This window comes from Bradyrhizobium sp. 132 (assembly GCF_023074185.1).
GTDB lineage: Bacteria > Pseudomonadota > Alphaproteobacteria > Rhizobiales > Xanthobacteraceae > Bradyrhizobium.
On sequence record NZ_JADPKY010000078.1, the window covers coordinates 73897 to 93983 of the forward strand.

Below are 20087 nucleotides of genomic sequence, written 5' to 3' on the forward strand. Positions count from 1 at the left end.
ACGCTATGTCGCCGTCGACCCGTTCCCCGCCGTTTCCAGCCGGAACGCCGCCGCAAACAGCGCGCGGGTGTAATCCGTTTTCGGGTTCTTGAAAAGTTCAGAAGCCTGGCCTTCCTCGACCACCTTGCCGCCACGCATCACGATCAGATGGCTGGCGAGCGAGGCAACGACGCGTAGATCGTGCGAGATGAACATGTAGGTGAGATCGCGCCTGCGCTGCAACTCACGCAGCAGATCGACCATCTGCGCCTGAATCAGCATGTCGAGCGCGCTGGTCGGCTCGTCCAGCACGACGAAATCCGGCTCCAGCACCACGGCGCGCGCGATCGAGATGCGCTGGCGCTGGCCGCCGGAGAATTCATGGGGATAGCGGTGGCGAGTGTCTGCCTCCAGCCCGACGTCCTCGAGCGCCTTGACGACGCGCACCTCACGCTCCTCGTGCGAGAGCTTCGGCTGATGCACGGAGAGACCTTCGGCGACGATGTCGGCAACCGACATACGCGGGCTGAGCGAGCCGAACGGATCCTGAAACACGATCTGCATGTCGCGCCGGATGGGCCGCATCTCCTTGAAGCGCAGACCCTGGATATCTTTTCCCAGGAACACGATGCGTCCGTTCGAGGAGATCAGCCGCATCAATGCCAGTCCCAGCGTGGTCTTGCCCGAGCCGGACTCGCCGACAACGCCGAGCGTCTCGCCCTTGCGCACGGCGATGCTGACGCCGTCGACCGCCTTGATGTGACCGACCGTCTTGCGCATCAACCCGCGCTTGATCGGAAACCAGACTTTCAGGTCGTCGGCCGACATCACCACCGGCGCATCTGGCTGCGGCGGCGCTGGATCCGGCTTCGGTTCGGCGGCAAGCAGGTCGCGCGTATAGGGATGCTTCGGGCTTTTGAAGACCTGCTCGACCGGCCCCTGCTCGACAATCTCGCCGCCCTTCATGACGCAGACCTGGTCGGCGATGCGGCGCACGATGCCGAGATCGTGGGTGATGAAGAGCAGGCTCATGCCGAGCCGACCGCGGATCTCTGCGAGCAGCGTCAGGATCTGCGCCTGCACGGTGACGTCGAGCGCCGTGGTCGGCTCGTCCGCGATCAGGAGGTCCGGCTCGTTGGCGAGCGCCATCGCGATCATCACGCGCTGGCGCTGGCCGCCGGAGAGCTGGTGCGGATAGCTCTTCAGTCGCGTTTCAGGCTCGGGAATGCCGACCTGCGTCAACAGCTCCAACGTCCGCGTGCGCACCTCGGCATTGCTGGTCGGGTTATGGAGCTGGATGATCTCGCCGATCTGCGACTCGATCGTGTGCAGCGGATTGAGCGAGGTCATCGGCTCCTGGAAGATGATGGAGATGTCGCTGCCGCGAATCCCGCGCATTTCCCGCTCCGACTGGTCGATCAGCTCGCGTCCCTTGAAGCGGATGCTGCCCGAGGGATGCGAGGCGTTCGGATAGGGCAACAGCTTAAGGATCGAGAGCGCGCTGACCGACTTGCCGGAGCCGGACTCGCCGACCAGTGCGACGCACTCGCCGCGCTTGATCTGGAACGAGACCTTGTCGACCGCGAGCGTGGTGGCGCCGCCCTGGTGGAAGGCCACCGAGAGGTCGCGCACGGCAAGCAGGGGCTGGTTGATCGCGTCCATTGGTTTACCTGAACGTCTTGCGCGGATCGAAGGCGTCGCGCACGGCCTCGCCAATGAAGATCAAGAGCGACAGCATGATCGCGACCGAGAAGAAGCCGGAGAAACCGAGCCAGGGCGCCTGCACGTTGGACTTGCCCTGCGACAGCAGCTCGCCGAGCGACGGCGAGCCGGGCGGCAACCCGAAGCCGAGGAAGTCGAGGGCCGTGAGTGTCATCACCGAACTCGACACGATGAATGGCAGGAACGTCATCGTCGCGACCATCGCGTTCGGCAATAGATGCCTGAACATGATTACGGCGTTCGACACGCCGAGCGCCCGCGCCGCCTGGATGTACTCGAAATTGCGCCCGCGCAGAAATTCCGCGCGCACGAGTCCCACCAGCGACACCCAGGAAAACAACAGCAGGATGCCGAGCAGCACGAAGAAACCGGGCACGAGCACCGACGACAGGATCAGCAGCAGATAGAGCGAAGGGATCGCAGTCCATATCTCGATGAAACGCTGGAACAGCAGGTCGATCCAGCCGCCGAAATAGCCCTGCACCGCGCCGGCCGCGATGCCGACGACGGAGGAGACGATGGTCAGGCAGAGGCCGAACAGCACCGAGATGCGGAAGCCGTAGATCAGCCGCGCCACCACGTCGCGGCCCTGATCGTCGGTGCCGAGCCAGTTGTATTCCAGGTCGCGGCAGCTCTTGAGGCCCTTCTTCTCGACCACCGGCTTGCACTGCGCTTCCGTCAGCATCCAGGTTGGCGGCGACGGTGCCGGCGTCGGCAGATCGAGATTGTGGGTGTCGTAGGAGTAGCGGATCAGCGGCCAGACGATGCTGCCGCCCTTGTCCCTGATCAGCTTCTGCAAATAGGGATCGCGATAATCGGCCGCCGTTTCGAAGTCGCCGCCGAAAGTGGTTTCCGAATAGGTGATGACGGATGGCCAGTAGAGGCGGCCATCATATTTGATCATGAACGGCCGGTCATTGGCGATCAGCTCGGCGAACAGCGACACCACAAACAGGATCATGAAGAGCCAGAACGACCAGTAGCCGCGCCGGTTCGCCTTGAAATTCTGCCAGCGCCGCCTGTTGAGCGGCGACGGCACGAACGGTTTGCGCGTGATCGGCACGGCATTGCCGAGCGGCGACTTCGCAGTGGTTTCGATCGGCGTGGTGGGGGCGGCCAGCGTCATCAGACCTCCCGCGCCTCGAAATCGATCCGCGGATCGATCCACATATAGGTCAGGTCAGAGATGAGGTTGATGACGAGGCCGATGAGCGAAAAGATGAAGAGCGTGCCGAACACCACGGGGTAATCGCGGTTGAGAACGCTCTCGAAACTGAGCAGTCCCAGTCCGTCCAGCGAGAAGATGGTCTCGATCAAAAGCGAGCCCGAGAAGAAGGCGTGAATGAAGGTGCTGGGAAAACCCGCGATGACGATCAGCATCGCGTTCCGGAAGACGTGGCCGTAGAGCACCCGATTCTCGCTGCAGCCCTTCGCGCGCGCGGTCATCACGTATTGCTTGCGGATCTCGTCCAGAAACGAGTTCTTGGTCAGGAACGTCATGGTGGTGAATGCACCGAGCCCCATGGCGATGAGCGGCAGCGTCAAATGCCAGAAGTAATCGATGATCTTCCAGTACCAGGGAAATTGCGACCAGCCGTCGGAGGTCAGTCCGCGCAGCGGGAACCAGTTGAAGAACGAGCCCCCGGCAAACAGGATGATCAGGAGGATCGCGAACAGGAAGCCGGGAATCGCATAGCCGAGCACGAGCACGCTCGACGTCCAGGTGTCGAAGCGCGTTCCGTCCCTGACCGCCTTGCGGATGCCGAGCGGAATCGAGATCAGGTAGGTCAGCAGTGTCAGCCAGATGCCGAGCGAGATCGAGACCGGCAGCTTCTCCTTGATCAACTGGATCACGCTGACATCGCGGAAGTAGCTCTTGCCGAAATCGAAGCGGGCGAAATTCCACACCATCAGCGCGAACCGCTCGGGCGCCGGCTTGTCGAAGCCGAACTGCACCTCCAGCTTCTTGATGAAATCGGGATCGAGGCCTTGCGCGCCGCGATATTTCGAGTTGATGGCATCGCCGCCGGCCCCTAACTGCCCCGGGGCGCGCTGTGCAAAGTCGCTGCCGCCCGAAATGCGCGAGCTGCCGCCGGTGTCGGCGCCCGAGAGCTGGGCGATCACGCGCTCGACCGGGCCGCCCGGCGCGAACTGCACGACGATGAAGGAGACGAAGAGGATCCCGAGCAAGGTCGGGATCATCAGCAGGATGCGGCGGGCGATATAGGCGCTCATGGCTATTTCGCCTGTTCGAGCTTGGCGGCCTTGCCGCCATCGTGCCACCAGATATCGGGGGCACCGACGCCGTTGGCATAACGCGGCAGCTTCTGCGGATGGCCGAATTGGTCCCAATAAGCAAGCCGGTGCGTCTTGTTACACCATTGCGGCACCCAATAGCGGCCGGCTCGAAACAGGCGATCGAAGGCGCGGCAGGCCACGGTCAATTCTGCGCGGCTGTCAGCCGCCATGATTTTCTCGACCATCGCGTCGATGGCCGGGTTGGCGATCCCCGCCAGATTGTACGATCCCTTGGTTGCCGCGACCTGCGAGGAAAAGAAAGCGCGCATGGCATCACCCGGTGTCGCCGACATGCTGAAGCGCTGGATCGTGATGTCGAAGTCGAAATCCTCCTGGCGCGCCTTGTGTTGCACGGCATCGACGAGGCGCACGCTCGCTTCAATGCCGAGCGTCGCGAGATTCTTGATGTAGGGCGCATGGTGCGGCTGGAAGGAAGGCTCGTCCAACAGAAACTCGATCCTGAACACCTCTCCGTTCGGCAGCGTTCGCTTGCCGTCCTTGATCGGCAGGCCGGCGTCGCTGAGCAGTTGCTGCGCCTTGCGCAACAGACTGCGATCTTGCCCGGAGCCGTCGGAGACCGGCGGCGTAAAGGGCGCGGCGAACACTTCGTCGGGAATCTGGCCGCGAAACGGCTCCAGCAGCTTCAGCTCGTCCGGCGGAGGAGGTCCGTCGCTTGCCATGAGGTCCGAATTCTGGAACGGCGACACCGTACGGGCATAAGCGCCGTACATGATGGTCTTGTTGGTCCATTCGAAGTCGAAAGCATCGATCAGGGCCTCGCGCACGCGAGGGTCTTTGAATTTGTCGCGCCGCGTGTTGATGAACCAGCCTTGCGCACCGGACGGCGTGTCATCGGGCACGATCTCGAGCTTGACGCGGCCATCCTTCACGGCAGCGAAGTCATAGCGCGTGGCCCAGATGCGGGACGTGAACTCCTCGCGGTAGAGATAGTTCTTGCCGGTAAATCCCTCGAAGGCGACGTCGCGGTCGCGATAAAACTCATAGCGCACCACGTCGAAATTGTAGCTGCCGCGACAAGATGGCAGATCGACGGCCCACCAGTCCTTTACCCGCTCGAACTCGATGTAGCGATTGACCTCGAACTTCCCGACCTTGTACGGACCCGAGCCCAATGGCGTCTCAAGCGACGTTTCGTCGAAGGCGCGAGAGGCATAATACGCTTTCGAGAAGATCGGCAGGCTCGCCAAATAGAGCGGGACGTCACGCGCGCGTCCCTTGGCGAAGGTCACGACAAGCGTCGTGGCGTCGATCGCTTCCGCGCTAACCATGTCGCGCATCTGCACAATGATCAGCGGATGCCCCTTGGTCTTCAGCGCCGTCAAGGAAAACGCCGCGTCGTGCGCGGTAAGCTTGGTGCCGTCGTGGAATTTCGCCTCAGGCCGCATCGTGAAGCGATAGACCAGTTTGTCTGCCGATATATTTACAGACTTGGCGGCAAGCCCGTACATCGCGTCCGGCTCGTCGTTTGCGCGCACCATCAGCGGCGCAAACGTCATGTCCATGCCTTGCGCGCCGTCACCCTTCAGAATGAAGGCGTTGAGCGAGTTGAAGGTCTGGTAGGACTGGTTATACGCGCGCACCGACGGAATGAGGGAGAACGTGCCGCCTTTCGGCGCATCGAGATTGGCATAGTCGAAATGGTGGAAGTCGGCGGGGTATTTGAGGTCGCCGAATGCCGAGATGCCATGGACCTCGGCGGGCATCTCGGACGCTGTCGCGCCCCGGAGCCAGGAGGCGCTGAACGCGCCGCCTGCACCCAAGGCCAGCAGATGCCGGCGTGAAAGCTGCGCCATGCGAGAAATGCCCCTCACGACTTCTTTGCGATCCGCGCCGCCTTGTCCGCGTCGTACCACCAGATGAACGGGAAGCCGGACTGACCGTATCTGGGCAGCTCCGCCGGCCGGCCGAAGCGGTCCCAGCGCGCGGTGCGGACTTTCGAATAGGTCCATTGCGGCACGACGTAGTGATTCCACAGCAGCACGCGATCGAGCGCCTTGGTGGCCGCGACGAGATCGTCGCGACCCGTGGCGTAGATCACCCGCTCGATCAGCTTGTCGACTGCCGGATTCTTGATGCCGGTAATGTTGCGCGACCCGGCGATATCAGCCGACTTGGATGACCAGAATTCGCGCTGCTCGTTACCCGGCGACTGCGACTCGCCCCAGGAGTTGGTGACGACGTCGAAATCCCACTCTCTGGTCCTGTTCTCGTATTGGGTCGGATCGACCGTGCGCACGCTGACCGCGATGCCGAGCCGTTCCAGCGACGGCTTGTAGAACAGCGTGATCCGCTCGAAGCTCGGATCCGAGTTCAGCAGCTCAAGCGAGAACTGAGCGCCGGTCTTGACATCGATCAGCTTGCGGTCGCGCACCTCGTAGCCGGCTTCCTTGAACAGGCGCAGCGCCTCGCGCAGATTCTCGCGCACGGCTTCCGGACTGCCGCCGACCGGGTTGGTGTAGGCCGTGGTGAAGACTTCGGGCGGGACCTCGGCGCGGACGGTCTCGAGGATTTCGAGCTCCTTGCCCTGCGGCAGGCCGGTCGCCATGAGGTCGTCGATGCCGTCGAAATAACTGCTGATGCGCTTGTACTGACCGTAGAAGATCTGCTTGTTCATCTCCTCGAAGTCGAACGCATAGTTGAGCGCACGACGCACGCGGGGGTCGCTAAACTTGGCGCGGCGCAGGTTCGGCACGAAGGCCTGCATGACGCCCGAGCTGCGATTGGCGAACTCCTCGAGGATCACGCGCTTTTCAGCGACGGCCGGGAAGTCGTAGGCTGTTGCCCAGTTCTTCGCGCTGTTCTCGGTACGCCAATCGACCTGATCGGCCTTGAAAGCCTCGATCGCCACGGTGGCGTCCCGGAAATACTCGTAGCGCATCTCGTCGAAATTATTGCGGCCCACATTGGCGGCGAGATCGCGCCCCCAATAATCCTTGACGCGCTCCAGCGCGATCGACCGTCCGGCAACGAATTCCTTGATCCTGTAGGGGCCCGAACCGAGCGGCACTTCGAGCGTAGTGGCGGAAACGTCGCGCTTGCGACCCTGCGCGTCGGTCCCCTCCCACCAGTGCTTCGGCAAGACCGTGAGCTGCCCGACGATCTGCGGGAGTTCGCGGTTGCCCGGCGCGTCGAACACGAACTTCACCTCGCGCTCGCCGACCTTCTCGGCCTTCGTCACATGGCTGTAATAAGCCGAGTATTGCGGGTGATGCTTCTTGAAGGAATCGAGCGAGAAGATCACGTCGTCCGCGGTCACAGGCTTGCCGTCATGCCATTTGGCGTCGGACCGCAAACGATAGGTGACGAAGGAAAAATCGTCCGGGTGGCTGACGGCCTCGGCCAGCGCGCCGTATTCGGTCGAGACTTCGTCGAGCGAGGGCGTCGTGAGGGATTCGTAAATGAACGCAACAGCGCCGGCGACCTGCCCCTTCACACCGGAGACGACGATGTTGAAATTGTCGAATGTGCCGACGGCGATCTGGCGCGCGACGCCGCCTTTGGGCGCTTCCGGATTGACGTAGTCGAAGCGCTTGAATTCCGCGGGGTACTTGACCTGTCCGAACAGCGACAGCGCGTGACGCCAAGGAAGCTCACTGGCAGATTGCGCGTGCGCCACGCCAATGACGGGAATGCCCGCTACGGAACCGAGGGCGGGGAGGGCGGCGGCAGCAGTGCCGGTGAGCAGGAGATCGCGTCGGGTAATGGCCAAATCAACATTCCTGTCTTGAAGGAGGCTACTCCTTTAAGGTCCCAATATAGGCAAGGTTTCGACGGAATATGTTGCTTTTTCCTCATCTTGGAAGGCCGGACGGCCATCCGATGCGGCCAAACGCCCCGATAACGTTGCCGCGAGGCCCGGACACGGAAACGGCCAGGCTTTCCAGCCTGGCCGCATGGTTTAAGAAGGATTTTTTGACGCCTTACTTCGAGGCGGTCGGCAACGGTTGCGGATGGTCCGACAGCGAATTCAGATAGGCAATGACGTCGGCGCGCTCGGAATCCTTCGGAATGCCGGCGAAGCCCATCGCGGTGCCCGGGATGAAGCCCTTCGGGTTGGCGATGAACTTGTTGAGGTCGTCGAACGTCCAGGTGCCGCCCTTGGCCTTCATGGCGGCCGAGAAATTGAACCCGCGTCCTTCACCCCTGGGCTCGCCGACGATGCCAAAGAGATTCGGACCGACGCGGTTCGGGCCGCCCTTCTCGAAGGTATGGCAGGCGCCGCACTTCTTGGCGGCGGAGGCGCCCTTCTCGACCGAGGCGGTCTGGAGCAGCTTTTCGATCGGCTCGGAGGGGGCAGCGGCGGCGGCGCCTTCCTTGCCGTGGCCGGCGTCTTCCTTCACGGCGATCTCAAAGCCCGGCTTTTCCGGCATCTTGGGCGAGAACAGCGCACTCGCGGTGAAGCTCGTCACCAGCAGGATGAGACAGGTGCCGAGCACGGCACCGAGAATTTTGTTGAGTTCGAAAGAGTCCATTTCCGGCCAGGCCCCACACCGCAAGAAGAATTGGCGGCCAGGCGGCCGCCAGGACGAGCCTCGGGAGAATCAAACGTTCCCAATTGTTTCCCCGAGTTTTGCCATTGAGATATCGGTTTGCCCGGGGTCTGGCAACCCGTATAAGCGAGCGGGCTTCAGGCCCGTCCCCACCCCATTTCTCGGCGCGGAAAACGCCCCGTTTCCAGGCCCTTGAACCGATGATCAATCCCCGCATCCTGGTGCTGATTCCAGCCCGCATGGCCGCCACCCGCCTGCCCGGCAAGCCGCTCGCCGATATCGCGGGGCAGCCGATGATCGTGCATGTGATGCGCCGTGCCGAGGCCGCCGGGATAGGACGGGTCGCGGTCGCAACCGACACAGCGGAGATCGCTTCCGTGGTGACCGCCCATGGCGGCGAGGCCGTGATGACCCGCCCGGAGCACCCCTCCGGCTCCGACCGCATCCACGAGGCCATGCAGAAGCTCGATCCGGACGGCAAGGCCGAGATCGTGGTCAATCTCCAGGGCGATTTTCCGACCATCACGATCGACAACATCCGCGAGGTGATGCCGCCGCTGCAAGACCCCGTCGTGGACATCGCCACGCTGGCCTCGCAGATCCACACCGAGGAGGAGGACCTCGCGCCGAGCGTCGTGAAGGCGATCGGAACCTCGCTCGGCGGCAGGCGGATGCGCGCACTTTATTTCACCCGCGCCACCGCTCCGACCGGCGACGGACCGCGTTACCACCATATCGGCCTGTACGCCTATCGCCGCGCCGCGCTGGAGCGCTACGTCCGGCTTCCGCCTTCGCCGCTGGAATTGCAGGAGAAGCTCGAGCAGCTTCGGGCGCTTGAGGCCGGAATGCGCATCGACTTCACCATTGTCGATACCGTGCCCCGCGGGGTGGACACGCCGGCGGACCTGGAAACCGCGCGCAGCATCCTTTCCAAATCCTGAGCCGCTGTTACAAGGCCGAGCATGAGCAAGCTGAAAATCGCATTCCAGGGCGAGCCTGGGGCCAATTCCCACATCGCCATCGTCGAGGCCTATCCCGACGCAGAGCCGATGCCTTGTGCCACCTTCGAGGACGCGCTGTCGGCGATCTCGTCGGGCGAGGCCGATCTCGGCATGATCCCGATCGAGAATTCGGTCGCGGGCCGTGTCGCCGACATCCATCATTTGCTGCCGGCCTCGGGCCTCTTCATCATCGGCGAATGGTTTCTGCCCGTCCGTCATCAGCTGATGGCGGTGAAGGGAACCAAGCTTGCCGACATCAAGAGCGTCGAGAGCCATGTGCACGCGCTCGGCCAATGCCGGCGCATCATCCGCAAGCTTGGCATCAAGGGGATCGTGCACGCCGATACCGCCGGCAGCGCCCGCGACATCTCCGAGCGCAACGACAAGACCGTCGCCGCAATCGCCTCGCGCCTCGCCGCAAAGATCTACGGCCTCGACATTCTGGCTGAGGACATCGAGGACGAGGCCCACAACACCACGCGCTTCGTGGTGCTCGCGCGCGAGCCGAAATGGGCCGCCCAAAACTCCGGCCCGCTGGTTACCACTTTTGTGTTCCGGGTGCGCAATTTGCCGGCCGCCCTTTACAAGGCGCTCGGCGGTTTTGCCACCAACGGCGTCAACATGACCAAGCTCGAGAGCTACATGGTCGACGGCAATTTCTTCGCCACCCAGTTTTACGCCGACGTCGACGGCCACCCTGACGACAAGGGCCTTGCGTTTGCGATCGAGGAGCTGAAATTCTTCTCGCGCGAATTTCGCATCGTCGGCGTGTATCCGGGGCATCCTTTCCGGGCAACGATGGAATAGTTTCGTGTCCCGGACGCGCGAAGCGCGAGCCGGGATCCAGAGGCTGCGAAGCGGGCGCGATGGGCCCCGGCTCTGCAGCGCACCGCCGAAGGGCGCTGCGCTGCGTCCGGGGCACGAGAGCTTTATCCGGCCGCCTTAAGTCCAAACGCCTCCGCCAGCAGCGAATACGACTTCTTGCGCGCGTCGTGGTCGTACACGGCGGTGATCACCATCAACTCGTCCGGCTTGCTCGAATCGATCAGCGGCCGCAGCGTCTTTTGCACGGTAGCAGGGCTGCCGACGAACAGACGGGAGCGGTTGCGCCGCATCGAGGTGAGCTCGGAGTCGGTATAGGGATAGGCCAGTGCTTCCTCGACGCTTGGTAGCGGAAGATATTGACCGCGGTCGCGGCGCAGGCGGTTGAGATCGAAAGACGTGGCGAGCTTTTCGGCCTCCTCATCCGTGTCGGCCGCGATGACGGCGACTGCGAGGATCGCGCGCGGGCTCGCGCTCCAGGCCGAGGGCTGAAAACGATTGCGGTAGTGCACCATGGCATCGATCGCATCGTGGGACGCAAAATGATGGGCGAAGGCGAAGCCCATGCCGACCTGCGCGGCGAGCTCTGAGGAATAATCGCTGGAGCCGAGCAGCCAGATCGGCGGCAACGGCGTATCGTCGGGCATCGCGACGACGTTGTGGTAGGGATGGCCCGAGGGGAATTCCCGGGTCTGCCACAGGATCAATTCGTGCAGCCGCTCGAGGAAATCGTCGCCTTCGCGGCGATCGAGCCGGCTACGCAGCGCATAGGCCGTGGCGCCGTCGGTGCCGGGGGCGCGGCCGAGGCCGAGATCGATGCGGCCGGGAAACAGCGCCTCCAGCATCTTGAAGCGCTCGGCCACGACCAGCGGCGCGTGGTTGGGCAGCATCACGCCGCCGGAGCCGACCCGGATGTGCTTCGTCACCGCCGCGATCTGCCCGATCATCACGTCGGGCGCCGGGCTCGCGACGGAGGCGAGGTTGTGATGCTCGGCGAGCCAATAGCGGACATAGCCGAGCCCATCGACATGGCGCGCCAGATCGATGCTGTTGCGCAACGCCGCGGCGGGCTTTGTGCCTGTTGTGACGACGGAAAGGTCGAGGACTGAGAGCGGGATCATGGCGCGCTAACCTAGTGGAGAGCGGCGCGGCGGCAATGGGCAGGCCGCGCAGGTCTGACGTGCAGGCCGCGGGCCGGGACGCGGAAGCGGGTAGTTGGGACGAACGGCCTGCATATCATTTCGAATTCAGGCTGCCCACAGATCAAGCCAACCACCGAACTGCCCTTAACTTGCATCAAAATATTGATATATCGATGTATTTTACCATGAGCATAATTCCCACTATTCGACCATAAGGTAGAAAAACTCAGCCTAATACACATGAAGTGGGCCATTTCCCATCCACGATGGGCTGTCGATCAGACTGCCTTTGTCCTATCTTGGACATCCCAGGCTAGGGCTGACCGGCGCCAAAACCTGGTGAATAATCTGGAGTGAGTGGTGCCCATGACTGACGTGACGACGGCTGCCCACACCGACGGGCACGACGGGCACCTGAAGCGGCCTGCGATCTCCTTCGAGTTCTTTCCGCCCAAGACCGAAGATATGGAGCGCAATCTCTGGGACACCATCAACCGGCTGGCCCCGCTCGACCCGAAATTCGTCTCGGTGACCTATGGCGCCGGTGGCTCGACCCGTGAGCGCACCCACTCGACCATCTCGCGTATCCTGAAGGAAACCGCGCTGCTGCCGGCCGCGCATCTGACCTGCGTCGGCGCCTCGCGCGGCGAGATCGACGAGATCGTCGACCGCTATCACGAGGTCGGCGTCCGCCACATCGTCGGCCTGCGCGGCGATCCCGCAGGCGGCATCGGCACGCCCTATTCCAGCCATCCCGACGGCTACCAGACGTCCGATGCGCTCGTCGCCGGCATCAAGAAGCGTCACGCCGACATCGAGGTCTCGGTCTCGGCCTACCCCGAGAAGCACCCCGAGGCGCGCGACTTCGACGACGATATCGACACGCTGAAGGCCAAGGTCGATGCGGGTGCGACCCGCGCGATCACGCAGGTGTTCTTCGATAACGATCTCTACTTCCGCTATCTCGACCGCGTCCGCGCCCGCGGCATCAACATCCCGATTGTGCCGGGCATCATGCCCATGCACAATTTCAAGCAGGCGAGAGCCTTCGTCACCCGCGCCGGCACCTCCGTGCCGGACTGGTTCGCCGCGAAGTTCGAGGGCCTCGATGACGACGCCGAGACCCGCAAGCTGGTGGCAGCCACCGTCGCGGCCGGCCAGGTGCAGAAGCTCGCCAAGCACGGCGTCGACACCTTCCATTTCTACACCATGAACCGCGCCGATCTCGTGTTCGCGATCAGCCATTTGCTCGGCATCCGCGCCAAGAGCGCGCAGAAGGCGGCTTAAGACAACATGACCGTATCCACCTCTTCCAAGCGAACTGCCCTTTTGAACGCCGCGCGCGAGCGTATTCTCGTGCTTGACGGCGCCATGGGCACGATGATCCAGAACCTCCAGTTCGACGAGGCCGCCTTCCGCGGCGAGCGCTTCAAGAATTTTCATCGCGATTTGCGCGGCAACAACGATCTCTTGATCCTGACCCAGCCGCAGGCGATCGAGGACATCCACGCGGCGTATTTGCGCGCCGGTGCCGACATCGTCGCCACCAACACCTTCTCCACGACCTCGATCGCGCAGGCCGATTACGACCTCACCGACATCGTCTACGAGATGGCGCGCGGAGGCGCCCGCCTCGCCGGCAACGCGGCACGCCGCGTCGAGGCCGAGGACGGCAAGCCGCGCTTCGTCGCCGGCGCGATCGGACCGACCAACCGCACCGCCTCGATCTCGCCCGACGTCTCCAATCCCGGCTACCGCGCCGTCACGTTCGACGATCTGCGCAAATCCTATGGCGAGCAGATCAACGGCATGCTCGACGGCGGCGTCGATCTGCTGCTGGTCGAGACCATCTTCGACACGCTGAACGCCAAGGCGGCGCTCTACGCGATCGCCGAGATCACCGAGGAGCGCGGCATCGACATGCCCGTGATGGTGTCGGGCACCATCACCGACAAGTCCGGCCGCCTGCTGTCGGGCCAGCTGCCGGAGGCATTCTGGCATTCGGTGCAGCACGCAAAGCCCGTCACCATCGGCTTCAACTGCGCGCTCGGCGCGGAAGATCTGCGCGCGCACATCGCCGATATCGGCCGCGTCGCCGACACGCTTGTTTGTGCTTATCCCAACGCCGGCCTGCCCAACGAGTTCGGCCAGTATGACGAAACGCCGGAATACATGGCGCGCCTGATCGGCGAGTTCGCACGTGATGGTCTGGTCAACATCGTCGGCGGCTGCTGCGGCACCACGCCGGATCATATCGCGGCGATCGCCGCTGCGGTCGCGCCGCACAAGCCGCGCATCGTGCCGGAGATCGAGCCTCGCTTGCGGCTCTCCGGCCTCGAGCCGTTCATCCTGACCGACGCGATTCCCTTCGTGAACGTCGGCGAGCGCACCAACGTCACCGGCTCCGCCCGCTTCCGCAAGCTGGTCACCGCCGGCGACTACACCGCCGCGCTGCAGGTCGCGCGCGACCAGGTCGAGAACGGCGCGCAGATCATCGACGTCAACATGGACGAGGGCCTGCTCGACTCCGAAGCGGCCATGGTGACCTTCCTCAACCTCGTCGCCGCCGAACCCGACATCGCCCGCGTCCCCGTGATGGTCGATTCCTCGAAATTCTCGGTGATCGAGGCCGGTCTGAAATGCGTGCAGGGCAAGCCGATCGTCAATTCGATCTCGATGAAGGAAGGCGAGGAGAAATTCATTCACGAGGCCAAGATCGCCCGCCGCCACGGCGCGGCCGTCGTGGTGATGGCGTTCGACGAGGTCGGCCAGGCCGACACGTTCGCGCGCAAGACCGAGATCTGCAAGCGCGCCTACGACATCCTGGTCAACCGCGTCGGCCTGCCGCCGGAAGACATCATCTTCGATCCCAACATTTTCGCGATCGCGACCGGCATCGAGGAGCACAACAATTACGGCGTCGACTTCATCGAGGCGACGCGCTGGATCCGCAAGAATCTGCCGGGCGCGCACATCTCGGGCGGCGTCTCCAATTTGTCGTTCTCGTTCCGCGGCAACGAGCCGGTGCGCGAGGCCATGCACTCGGTGTTCCTGTATCACGCCATCAAGGCCGGCATGGACATGGGCATCGTCAATGCCGGGCAGATGATCGTCTATGACGACATCGATGCCGAATTGCGCCAGGTCTGCGAGGACGTCATCCTCAATCGCGATCCGGGCGCGTCCGAGCGTCTGCTGGCGCTCGCGGAAAAATTCCGCGGCAACAAGACCCAGACCAAGGAAGCCGATCTCGCCTGGCGCGAATGGCCGGTAGCGAAGCGGCTGTCGCATTCGCTGGTGCACGGCATCACCGAATTCATCGAGCAGGATACCGAAGAGGCCCGCAAGGCCTCGACGCGGCCGCTCGACGTGATCGAGGGACCGCTGATGGCCGGCATGAACGTGGTCGGCGACCTCTTTGGCGACGGCAAGATGTTTTTGCCGCAGGTGGTGAAATCCGCACGCGTGATGAAGCAGGCTGTGGCCTGGCTGATGCCGTTCATGGAAGAGGAGAAGGCGCGCAATCGCGCCAACGGCATCGACAGCGATGCAAAATCCTCCGCCGGCAAGATCGTGCTCGCGACCGTCAAGGGCGACGTCCACGACATCGGCAAGAACATCGTCGGCATCGTGCTCCAGTGCAACAATTACGAGGTCATCGACCTCGGCGTGATGGTGCCTGCCGCCAAGATCGTCGAGATCGTGAAGGCGGAGAAGGCCGACATCGTCGGCCTGTCCGGTCTGATCACGCCCTCGCTCGACGAGATGGCGTTCTTCGCCGGCGAATTGCAGCGCGAAGGCCTCAAGCTGCCGCTGCTGATCGGCGGCGCGACGACAAGCCGTGTGCATACGGCCGTGAAGATCGACCCGAGCTATCGCGCCGGCCCCGTGGTGCATGTCAACGACGCCAGCCGCGCCGTCGGCGTCGCCTCCGCGCTGCTCTCGCCCGAGAAGCGCGAGGCCTATGCCGCCGAGGTGCGTGCCGAGTACGCAAAAATCTCGGACGCGCATATGCGCGCGCAGGCCGACAAGAAGCGGCTGAAGCTGGAGGTGGCACGCAAGAACCGCGTGCCGGTCGATTTCGCAGCGAACAAGCCCGTGAAGCCGACCTTCCTCGGCACCAGAAGCTTCGACGACTACGATCTCGCCGAGCTCGTGCCCTATATCGACTGGACGCCGTTCTTCCAGACCTGGGAGCTCGCGGGCCGCTTCCCGGCGATTCTCGATGATGCCAAGGTCGGCGAAGTCGCGCGTTCGCTTTACGATGACGCGCGAAAAATGCTCGACACCATCGTCAAGGAGAAATGGTTCCGGGCGCGCGCGACCGTCGGCTTCTGGCCGGCGAACGCGCAGGGCGACGACATCGTGCTCTACGCCGACGAGAGCCGCACCAAGTCGATCGCGACGCTGCACACGCTGCGTCAGCAGCTCGAGAAGCGCGAGGGCCGTTTCAACGCGGCGCTGTCCGACTTCATCGCACCGGTCGGCACCGGTGTGCCCGATTATGTCGGCAGCTTCGTCGTCACTGCGGGGATCGGGGAGGATGTGATTGCCGACCGCTTCAAGATGGCGAACGACGACTACTCATCGATCCTGTGCAAGGCGCTGGCCGATCGCCTTGCGGAAGCCTTCGCCGAGCGCATGCATGCGCGCGTGCGCCGCGAGTTCTGGGCCTATGCCCCGGACGAGGCGCTCTCGACCGACGAGCTGATCCTCGAAAAGTACCAGGGCATCCGCCCCGCGCCCGGCTATCCCGCGCAGCCCGATCACACCGAGAAGGCGACGCTGTTCGAGCTGCTCGACGCAGAAAACACCGCCGGTGTGACGCTGACCGAGAGCTTTGCGATGTGGCCGGGCTCTTCCGTGTCCGGGCTCTATTTCGCGAACCCCGAGAGCTATTATTTCGGCGTCGGCAAGATCGAGCGGGACCAGGTCGAGGACTATGCCGTACGCAAGGGCATGAGCGTCGCCGAGACCGAGCGCTGGCTCGCGCCGGTGCTGAACTACATCCCGTCGCGGGAGGGCACCGACAAGACGTTTGCGGCGACACCCGCAAACGACGAGACGTCAAAAGACCTCGCCTCGCACCCGCCCGGCTGCACCTGCGCGGTGCATCTCGTCTGGCAGAAGAAGCGCGCGGGCGCGGGGTAGGCGCGCCCCTCAACTCAAAAACTGAAAAAACAACCCCATGCACAGTAGCGATGGGGTTGAAAAGCCTGAACATTTTTTTCCCTCCGGAGCGGCGGGCGGGGACGAGATCGTCGGCCGCGGCCAAGATCGCGACCGCAAGCACTGTTGCTCCGTCGGGCAAAACACCTGTAGCATTCCATCATCGCCAACCGCGCCAGTTTCGCACTCCGCGTTGCGGGCCCTCACGCCTCTGTGGCGTTGGCGGCTGCACGATCTCGCCTCTCCGGCTTTTTTCGCGCGGGAACCAGACAGTGTGAAGTCGTTCACTTGTCCACTCAACCTAGATTCGATAGCCTACCGGTCTGCTACCTTCAAACCGATGGTTTGCTCGGGATCGAACACATGAAGCAGTTCATTGCACTGTTCGTCGCCGCGATCGTTCTTGTCGTGCTGCCCACGATTGCCTCGGCGGACTGTCCGAAAGGCTACGTGCCATGCGGCGAGCGAAGTCAGTTGTGCTGCCCAGGCAAGTAGCAAGCCGCAAATGGCTTTGGCTTGGTAGCGGAGTTTTTGTCGCGATTGCCCTCGTGATGGTCTCGGTCTACGCCGGGTTCCCGCGAAAGAAGCAGACGATCACGGCCATCCTCTCCGAGACCGGATATTTCGAAGTGGTACCGCCAAGCACTTTTGGCGGCCCCGGCACGATCAACACGATCGAGTATCTGAGCAACGGCCGGCTGGAGCTGCATCCGACCTGCGACGTCGACCCTACACTGCTGACCGGCAAGATCCAGAGATCGCGGACCGTTGACCGGGACCTGAAGCAGTCGCTCGAGAAGAAGCTCGACGTGTCGGCCCAGGTCAGGGACAAGCTGTCGGCCGTCGCCGGGATGCAGCAGGTCGAGGCGGTCAACCTCAAGCTCGAGAATGCCAACATTCTGCTGATTTCCGACGAGTCGCTGATATCGACCCGGAACGCATTGCTGAAGGCCGAATGCGAGGACGCGATCACCCAGAACGTTTCGAGCGGCGCCGTCGTGTGCCAGACGCGGTCCGTGCTGGAGGCCGATGTCGTCTACGAGATCAAATATCGCAACGCGATTTCGATGGAGGAGAAGGCCAAGCTGACATCCGAGATCGCCGCGAAGCTCGATCTGGACGTACACGAGGGGGCGGACGACAAGGTGTCCGGCTCTCAACTGTTCTTCGGCATAAGATTGTCGCCAAATCCGATCGTCCTGAAGTCCGCGACGGGCGAGATCAAGCCCTGTACGCGGAAGTAGGATCGGCGCCGCACCCTGCCGTGAACGCAACGCGCGCTCGCTGCGACCAATGGCGGTCGCCGCCGAAGAGCAGGGGAATCGGATGCTGAACGCCCAACAATTGATGTGGACGCAGATTGCCGCCGGCATCGCAGTGCTGCTGTTTGGATTGACGCTGTTCAATCTGGTCCGCATGCGGGGCCGGATGCAGGCCGCGCGGAGCTGGGACAGGGTTGAGGGCATCATCACGGTCTCCCGGGTCGACCAGCCGGCGGCGCACGCCTCGGACGATCGGAACGACGCCAAGCCCATCATCCGCTATCGCTATCAGGCCGGCGGCCAGGAGCTGGAAAGCGACAAGATCTTTGTCGGCGGCCCCGCCATCACGACGAGGGTCCTGGCCGCAAAACTGACCGGACGCTATCCGGTCGGCGCCCATGTCGACGTCCATGTCGATCCGAAGCAGCCGACCGAGGCGCTGCTGGAGCCTGCTGCCGCGCAGAACGTCGCGGCACTGGTGGCGTTCACGATGGTGTTCGGCGTCATCGCCGCCACCCTGACCGCGCATTCGTTCGCAGGCCACGTGCTCTACGCCGACAATGGCGTTCCGCTGTTCGCGTTCGCGCTGCCGATCATCGTGCTCGTGGGCGGCGTGTTCTGCGTCGCCGAGTATGTCAGGACGCGCCGGCTGGCGAGCGCCAGCCTGCGCTGGCCGACCGCGTCGGGCAGGGTCACGCGCTGCGACGTGATCGAGGAAATCATCGAGGAGAAGACCGACCACGACAACAGACCGACGACTTCAAAGCTTGTACACCGCTATCAGGTCGACCTGCGCTACGCCTACAGGGTCGGCAAGCGCGACTTCATCGGCACCGAAGTCGATTGGAACGGCACCATGATCTCCGGGCTGCGCGAGGTCGCCGCAGAGGCCGCGGCGAAATATCGTCCCGGGCAGAGTGTGAAGGTCTATTACGATCCGGACCAGCCGGGACAAGCCGTGCTCGAGCCCGCAAGCCGGGAAGGTGCGCTGGGGTCGCTGATCGGTGCCGCCGTCTGCGCGCTCGTCGGAGGCCTTTTCCTGACAATCCTGATCAAAATTGGATTTGCGTAGCGGCGCCTCTCCCTTCGCCTCGTCCCGCTAGCGGCGGGGCAATCGCACATGACGTCTCAGCGGCGCCTGAGCGAGCGCCTCGTCCTTCGAGACGACCGCTTCGCGGCCTCCTCAGGATGAGGCTCAGCTGCATCCCTCTGCGTTGAAATGTTGCCGCATACTCATCCCTCATCCTGAGGGCCCGCCGCAGGCGGGCGTCTCGAAGGATGGCCGCAGTCGAGCTTCCAGGCATATGCTTCTTCATATGCACTTGCCCTGCCCGCAAGCGGGAGAGGGAGCCCGCTGCTGATGCTGCCGCATCATGCACGCCAAATGCAATTGCCCTGCCGCCCGCGGAGAGAGATTGAAAAAGGCTCACCCCTTCGGCGGCGCCAGCGGCTGCACGATCTCCCGGAACGGCGCCAGCGCCTCGCAAGCGTCGGCATGCGCCGACAGCGCCGGATAGCGCGCGACGTCGAACAGCTGCGGGTGCGCCTCGCGGGTGAAGCGGACGACGCAGGCCACCGCAACGTCGGCATGACCGATGCGATCACCCAGCCAGTTCGGCGTGGTCACCTTGGCGCGTTCGGCCTCCAGCACGCCGAGCACGTCCGCGATCTGCGCCTGGCAGCGCTCGACCCACAGCGTGAGCTGCTCCTTCCGTAGTACGCGCTCATAGAGCAGGCTGACCGCCTTGTCGCCCAGGCCGGAGGCGAGCGCGCAGATGCGCAGGTGCTTGCGCCGATCAGCGCCATCCCGCGGCAGCATCGCTTTCTCGAGTCCCACCAGCTCGTCGAGATAATCGAGAATGATCGTGCTCTCGATCAGCACCTCGCCGTCGTCGAGCACCAGCGTCGGCACGCGGCGCAGCGGATTATACGGCGCGATCTTGTCGGCATCGCCGAAGGTCGACCACGGCTTGTGCTCGAAGGCGAGCCCGTAAAGCCGGAGCGCAATCGCGACGCGGCGGACGAAGGGGGAGTCGTATTGGCCGATCAGGAACATGGCGGGACCTTTCGTCATTGCCGGGCTTGACCCGCCTGGGAGGCCGAAGCCCCTTCGACGCGGCGAAGGCCCCGCAATCCATCTTTCCCCAGATTAGGAAGCGATGGATGCCGGGATCAAGTCCG

Annotated in this window: 15 protein-coding genes; 7 read left to right on the top strand and 8 right to left on the bottom strand. The window is 63.5% G+C overall.

Features of this window, described 5'->3' with window-relative positions; translation table 11 throughout:
- Positions 1-3: 3 nt before the first annotated feature.
- The 6 genes from IVA74_RS12975 to IVA74_RS13000 all read right to left on the bottom strand — a co-directional run bounded on the left by IVA74_RS12975 (position 4) and on the right by IVA74_RS13000 (position 8492).
- Positions 4-1641 carry an ABC transporter ATP-binding protein gene (locus tag IVA74_RS12975; RefSeq protein WP_247343870.1) on the bottom strand — a complete coding sequence of 546 codons (1638 nt, stop codon included), beginning with the start codon at positions 1639-1641 and terminating at the stop codon, positions 4-6.
- A 4-nt stretch (positions 1642-1645) separates the two neighbouring features.
- Positions 1646-2827, bottom strand: a complete 1182-nt coding sequence (locus IVA74_RS12980; RefSeq protein WP_247343872.1) for an ABC transporter permease — start codon at positions 2825-2827, stop codon at positions 1646-1648.
- Entirely contained in the window at positions 2827-3936 is a 1110-nt protein-coding gene (locus tag IVA74_RS12985) for a microcin C ABC transporter permease YejB (RefSeq protein ID WP_247343874.1), read from the bottom strand. Before IVA74_RS12985 ends, IVA74_RS12980 begins: the two co-directional genes overlap by 1 nt.
- 2 nt (positions 3937-3938) lie before the next feature.
- Complete coding sequence (locus IVA74_RS12990) at positions 3939-5813, bottom strand: extracellular solute-binding protein (RefSeq protein WP_247343877.1); 1875 nt, start codon at positions 5811-5813, stop codon at positions 3939-3941.
- Positions 5814-5827: 14 nt separating this feature from the next.
- Positions 5828-7729: an extracellular solute-binding protein gene (locus IVA74_RS12995; protein ID WP_247343880.1), complete on the bottom strand. Its 1902-nt coding sequence runs from the start codon at positions 7727-7729 to the stop codon at positions 5828-5830.
- Positions 7730-7940: 211 nt separating this feature from the next.
- Positions 7941-8492, bottom strand: coding sequence for a cytochrome c family protein (locus IVA74_RS13000; protein ID WP_247343882.1), 552 nt, complete (start codon positions 8490-8492; stop codon positions 7941-7943).
- Between the two features lie 218 nt (positions 8493-8710).
- Between IVA74_RS13000 and IVA74_RS13005 the strand changes: the two genes are divergently transcribed.
- Positions 8711-9451 carry a 3-deoxy-manno-octulosonate cytidylyltransferase gene (locus IVA74_RS13005; protein ID WP_247343885.1) on the top strand — a complete coding sequence of 247 codons (741 nt, stop codon included), beginning with the start codon at positions 8711-8713 and terminating at the stop codon, positions 9449-9451.
- Between the two features lie 21 nt (positions 9452-9472).
- Positions 9473-10318 (top strand): prephenate dehydratase, encoded by an 846-nt coding sequence (locus IVA74_RS13010; protein WP_247343888.1) that lies wholly within the window; start codon positions 9473-9475, stop codon positions 10316-10318.
- Positions 10319-10440: 122 nt separating this feature from the next.
- On the opposite strand, the gene IVA74_RS13015 is transcribed toward IVA74_RS13010, so the two are convergent.
- Entirely contained in the window at positions 10441-11454 is a 1014-nt protein-coding gene (locus IVA74_RS13015) for an LLM class flavin-dependent oxidoreductase (RefSeq protein ID WP_247343891.1), read from the bottom strand.
- Between the two features lie 387 nt (positions 11455-11841).
- Between IVA74_RS13015 and metF the strand changes: the two genes are divergently transcribed.
- The 5 genes from metF to IVA74_RS13035 all read left to right on the top strand — a co-directional run bounded on the left by metF (position 11842) and on the right by IVA74_RS13035 (position 18978).
- Positions 11842-12762, top strand: a complete 921-nt coding sequence (gene metF / locus IVA74_RS13020; RefSeq protein WP_247344344.1) for a methylenetetrahydrofolate reductase [NAD(P)H] — start codon at positions 11842-11844, stop codon at positions 12760-12762.
- A gap of 6 nt (positions 12763-12768) precedes the next feature.
- Positions 12769-16626, top strand: coding sequence for a methionine synthase (gene metH / locus IVA74_RS13025; RefSeq protein WP_247343894.1), 3858 nt, complete (start codon positions 12769-12771; stop codon positions 16624-16626).
- Between the two features lie 381 nt (positions 16627-17007).
- Entirely contained in the window at positions 17008-17139 is a 132-nt protein-coding gene (locus IVA74_RS40940) for a hypothetical protein (protein WP_256467615.1), read from the top strand.
- Positions 17140-17195: 56 nt separating this feature from the next.
- Positions 17196-17888: a hypothetical protein gene (locus IVA74_RS13030; RefSeq protein WP_247344346.1), complete on the top strand. Its 693-nt coding sequence runs from the start codon at positions 17196-17198 to the stop codon at positions 17886-17888.
- Between the two features lie 82 nt (positions 17889-17970).
- A complete protein-coding gene (locus tag IVA74_RS13035) occupies positions 17971-18978 on the top strand; it encodes a DUF3592 domain-containing protein (protein WP_247343898.1) in 1008 nt (335 codons plus the stop codon).
- Positions 18979-19332: 354 nt separating this feature from the next.
- On the opposite strand, the gene IVA74_RS13040 is transcribed toward IVA74_RS13035, so the two are convergent.
- Positions 19333-19962, bottom strand: a complete 630-nt coding sequence (locus tag IVA74_RS13040) for a glutathione S-transferase family protein (RefSeq protein ID WP_247344349.1) — start codon at positions 19960-19962, stop codon at positions 19333-19335.
- Positions 19963-20087 lie beyond the last annotated feature (125 nt).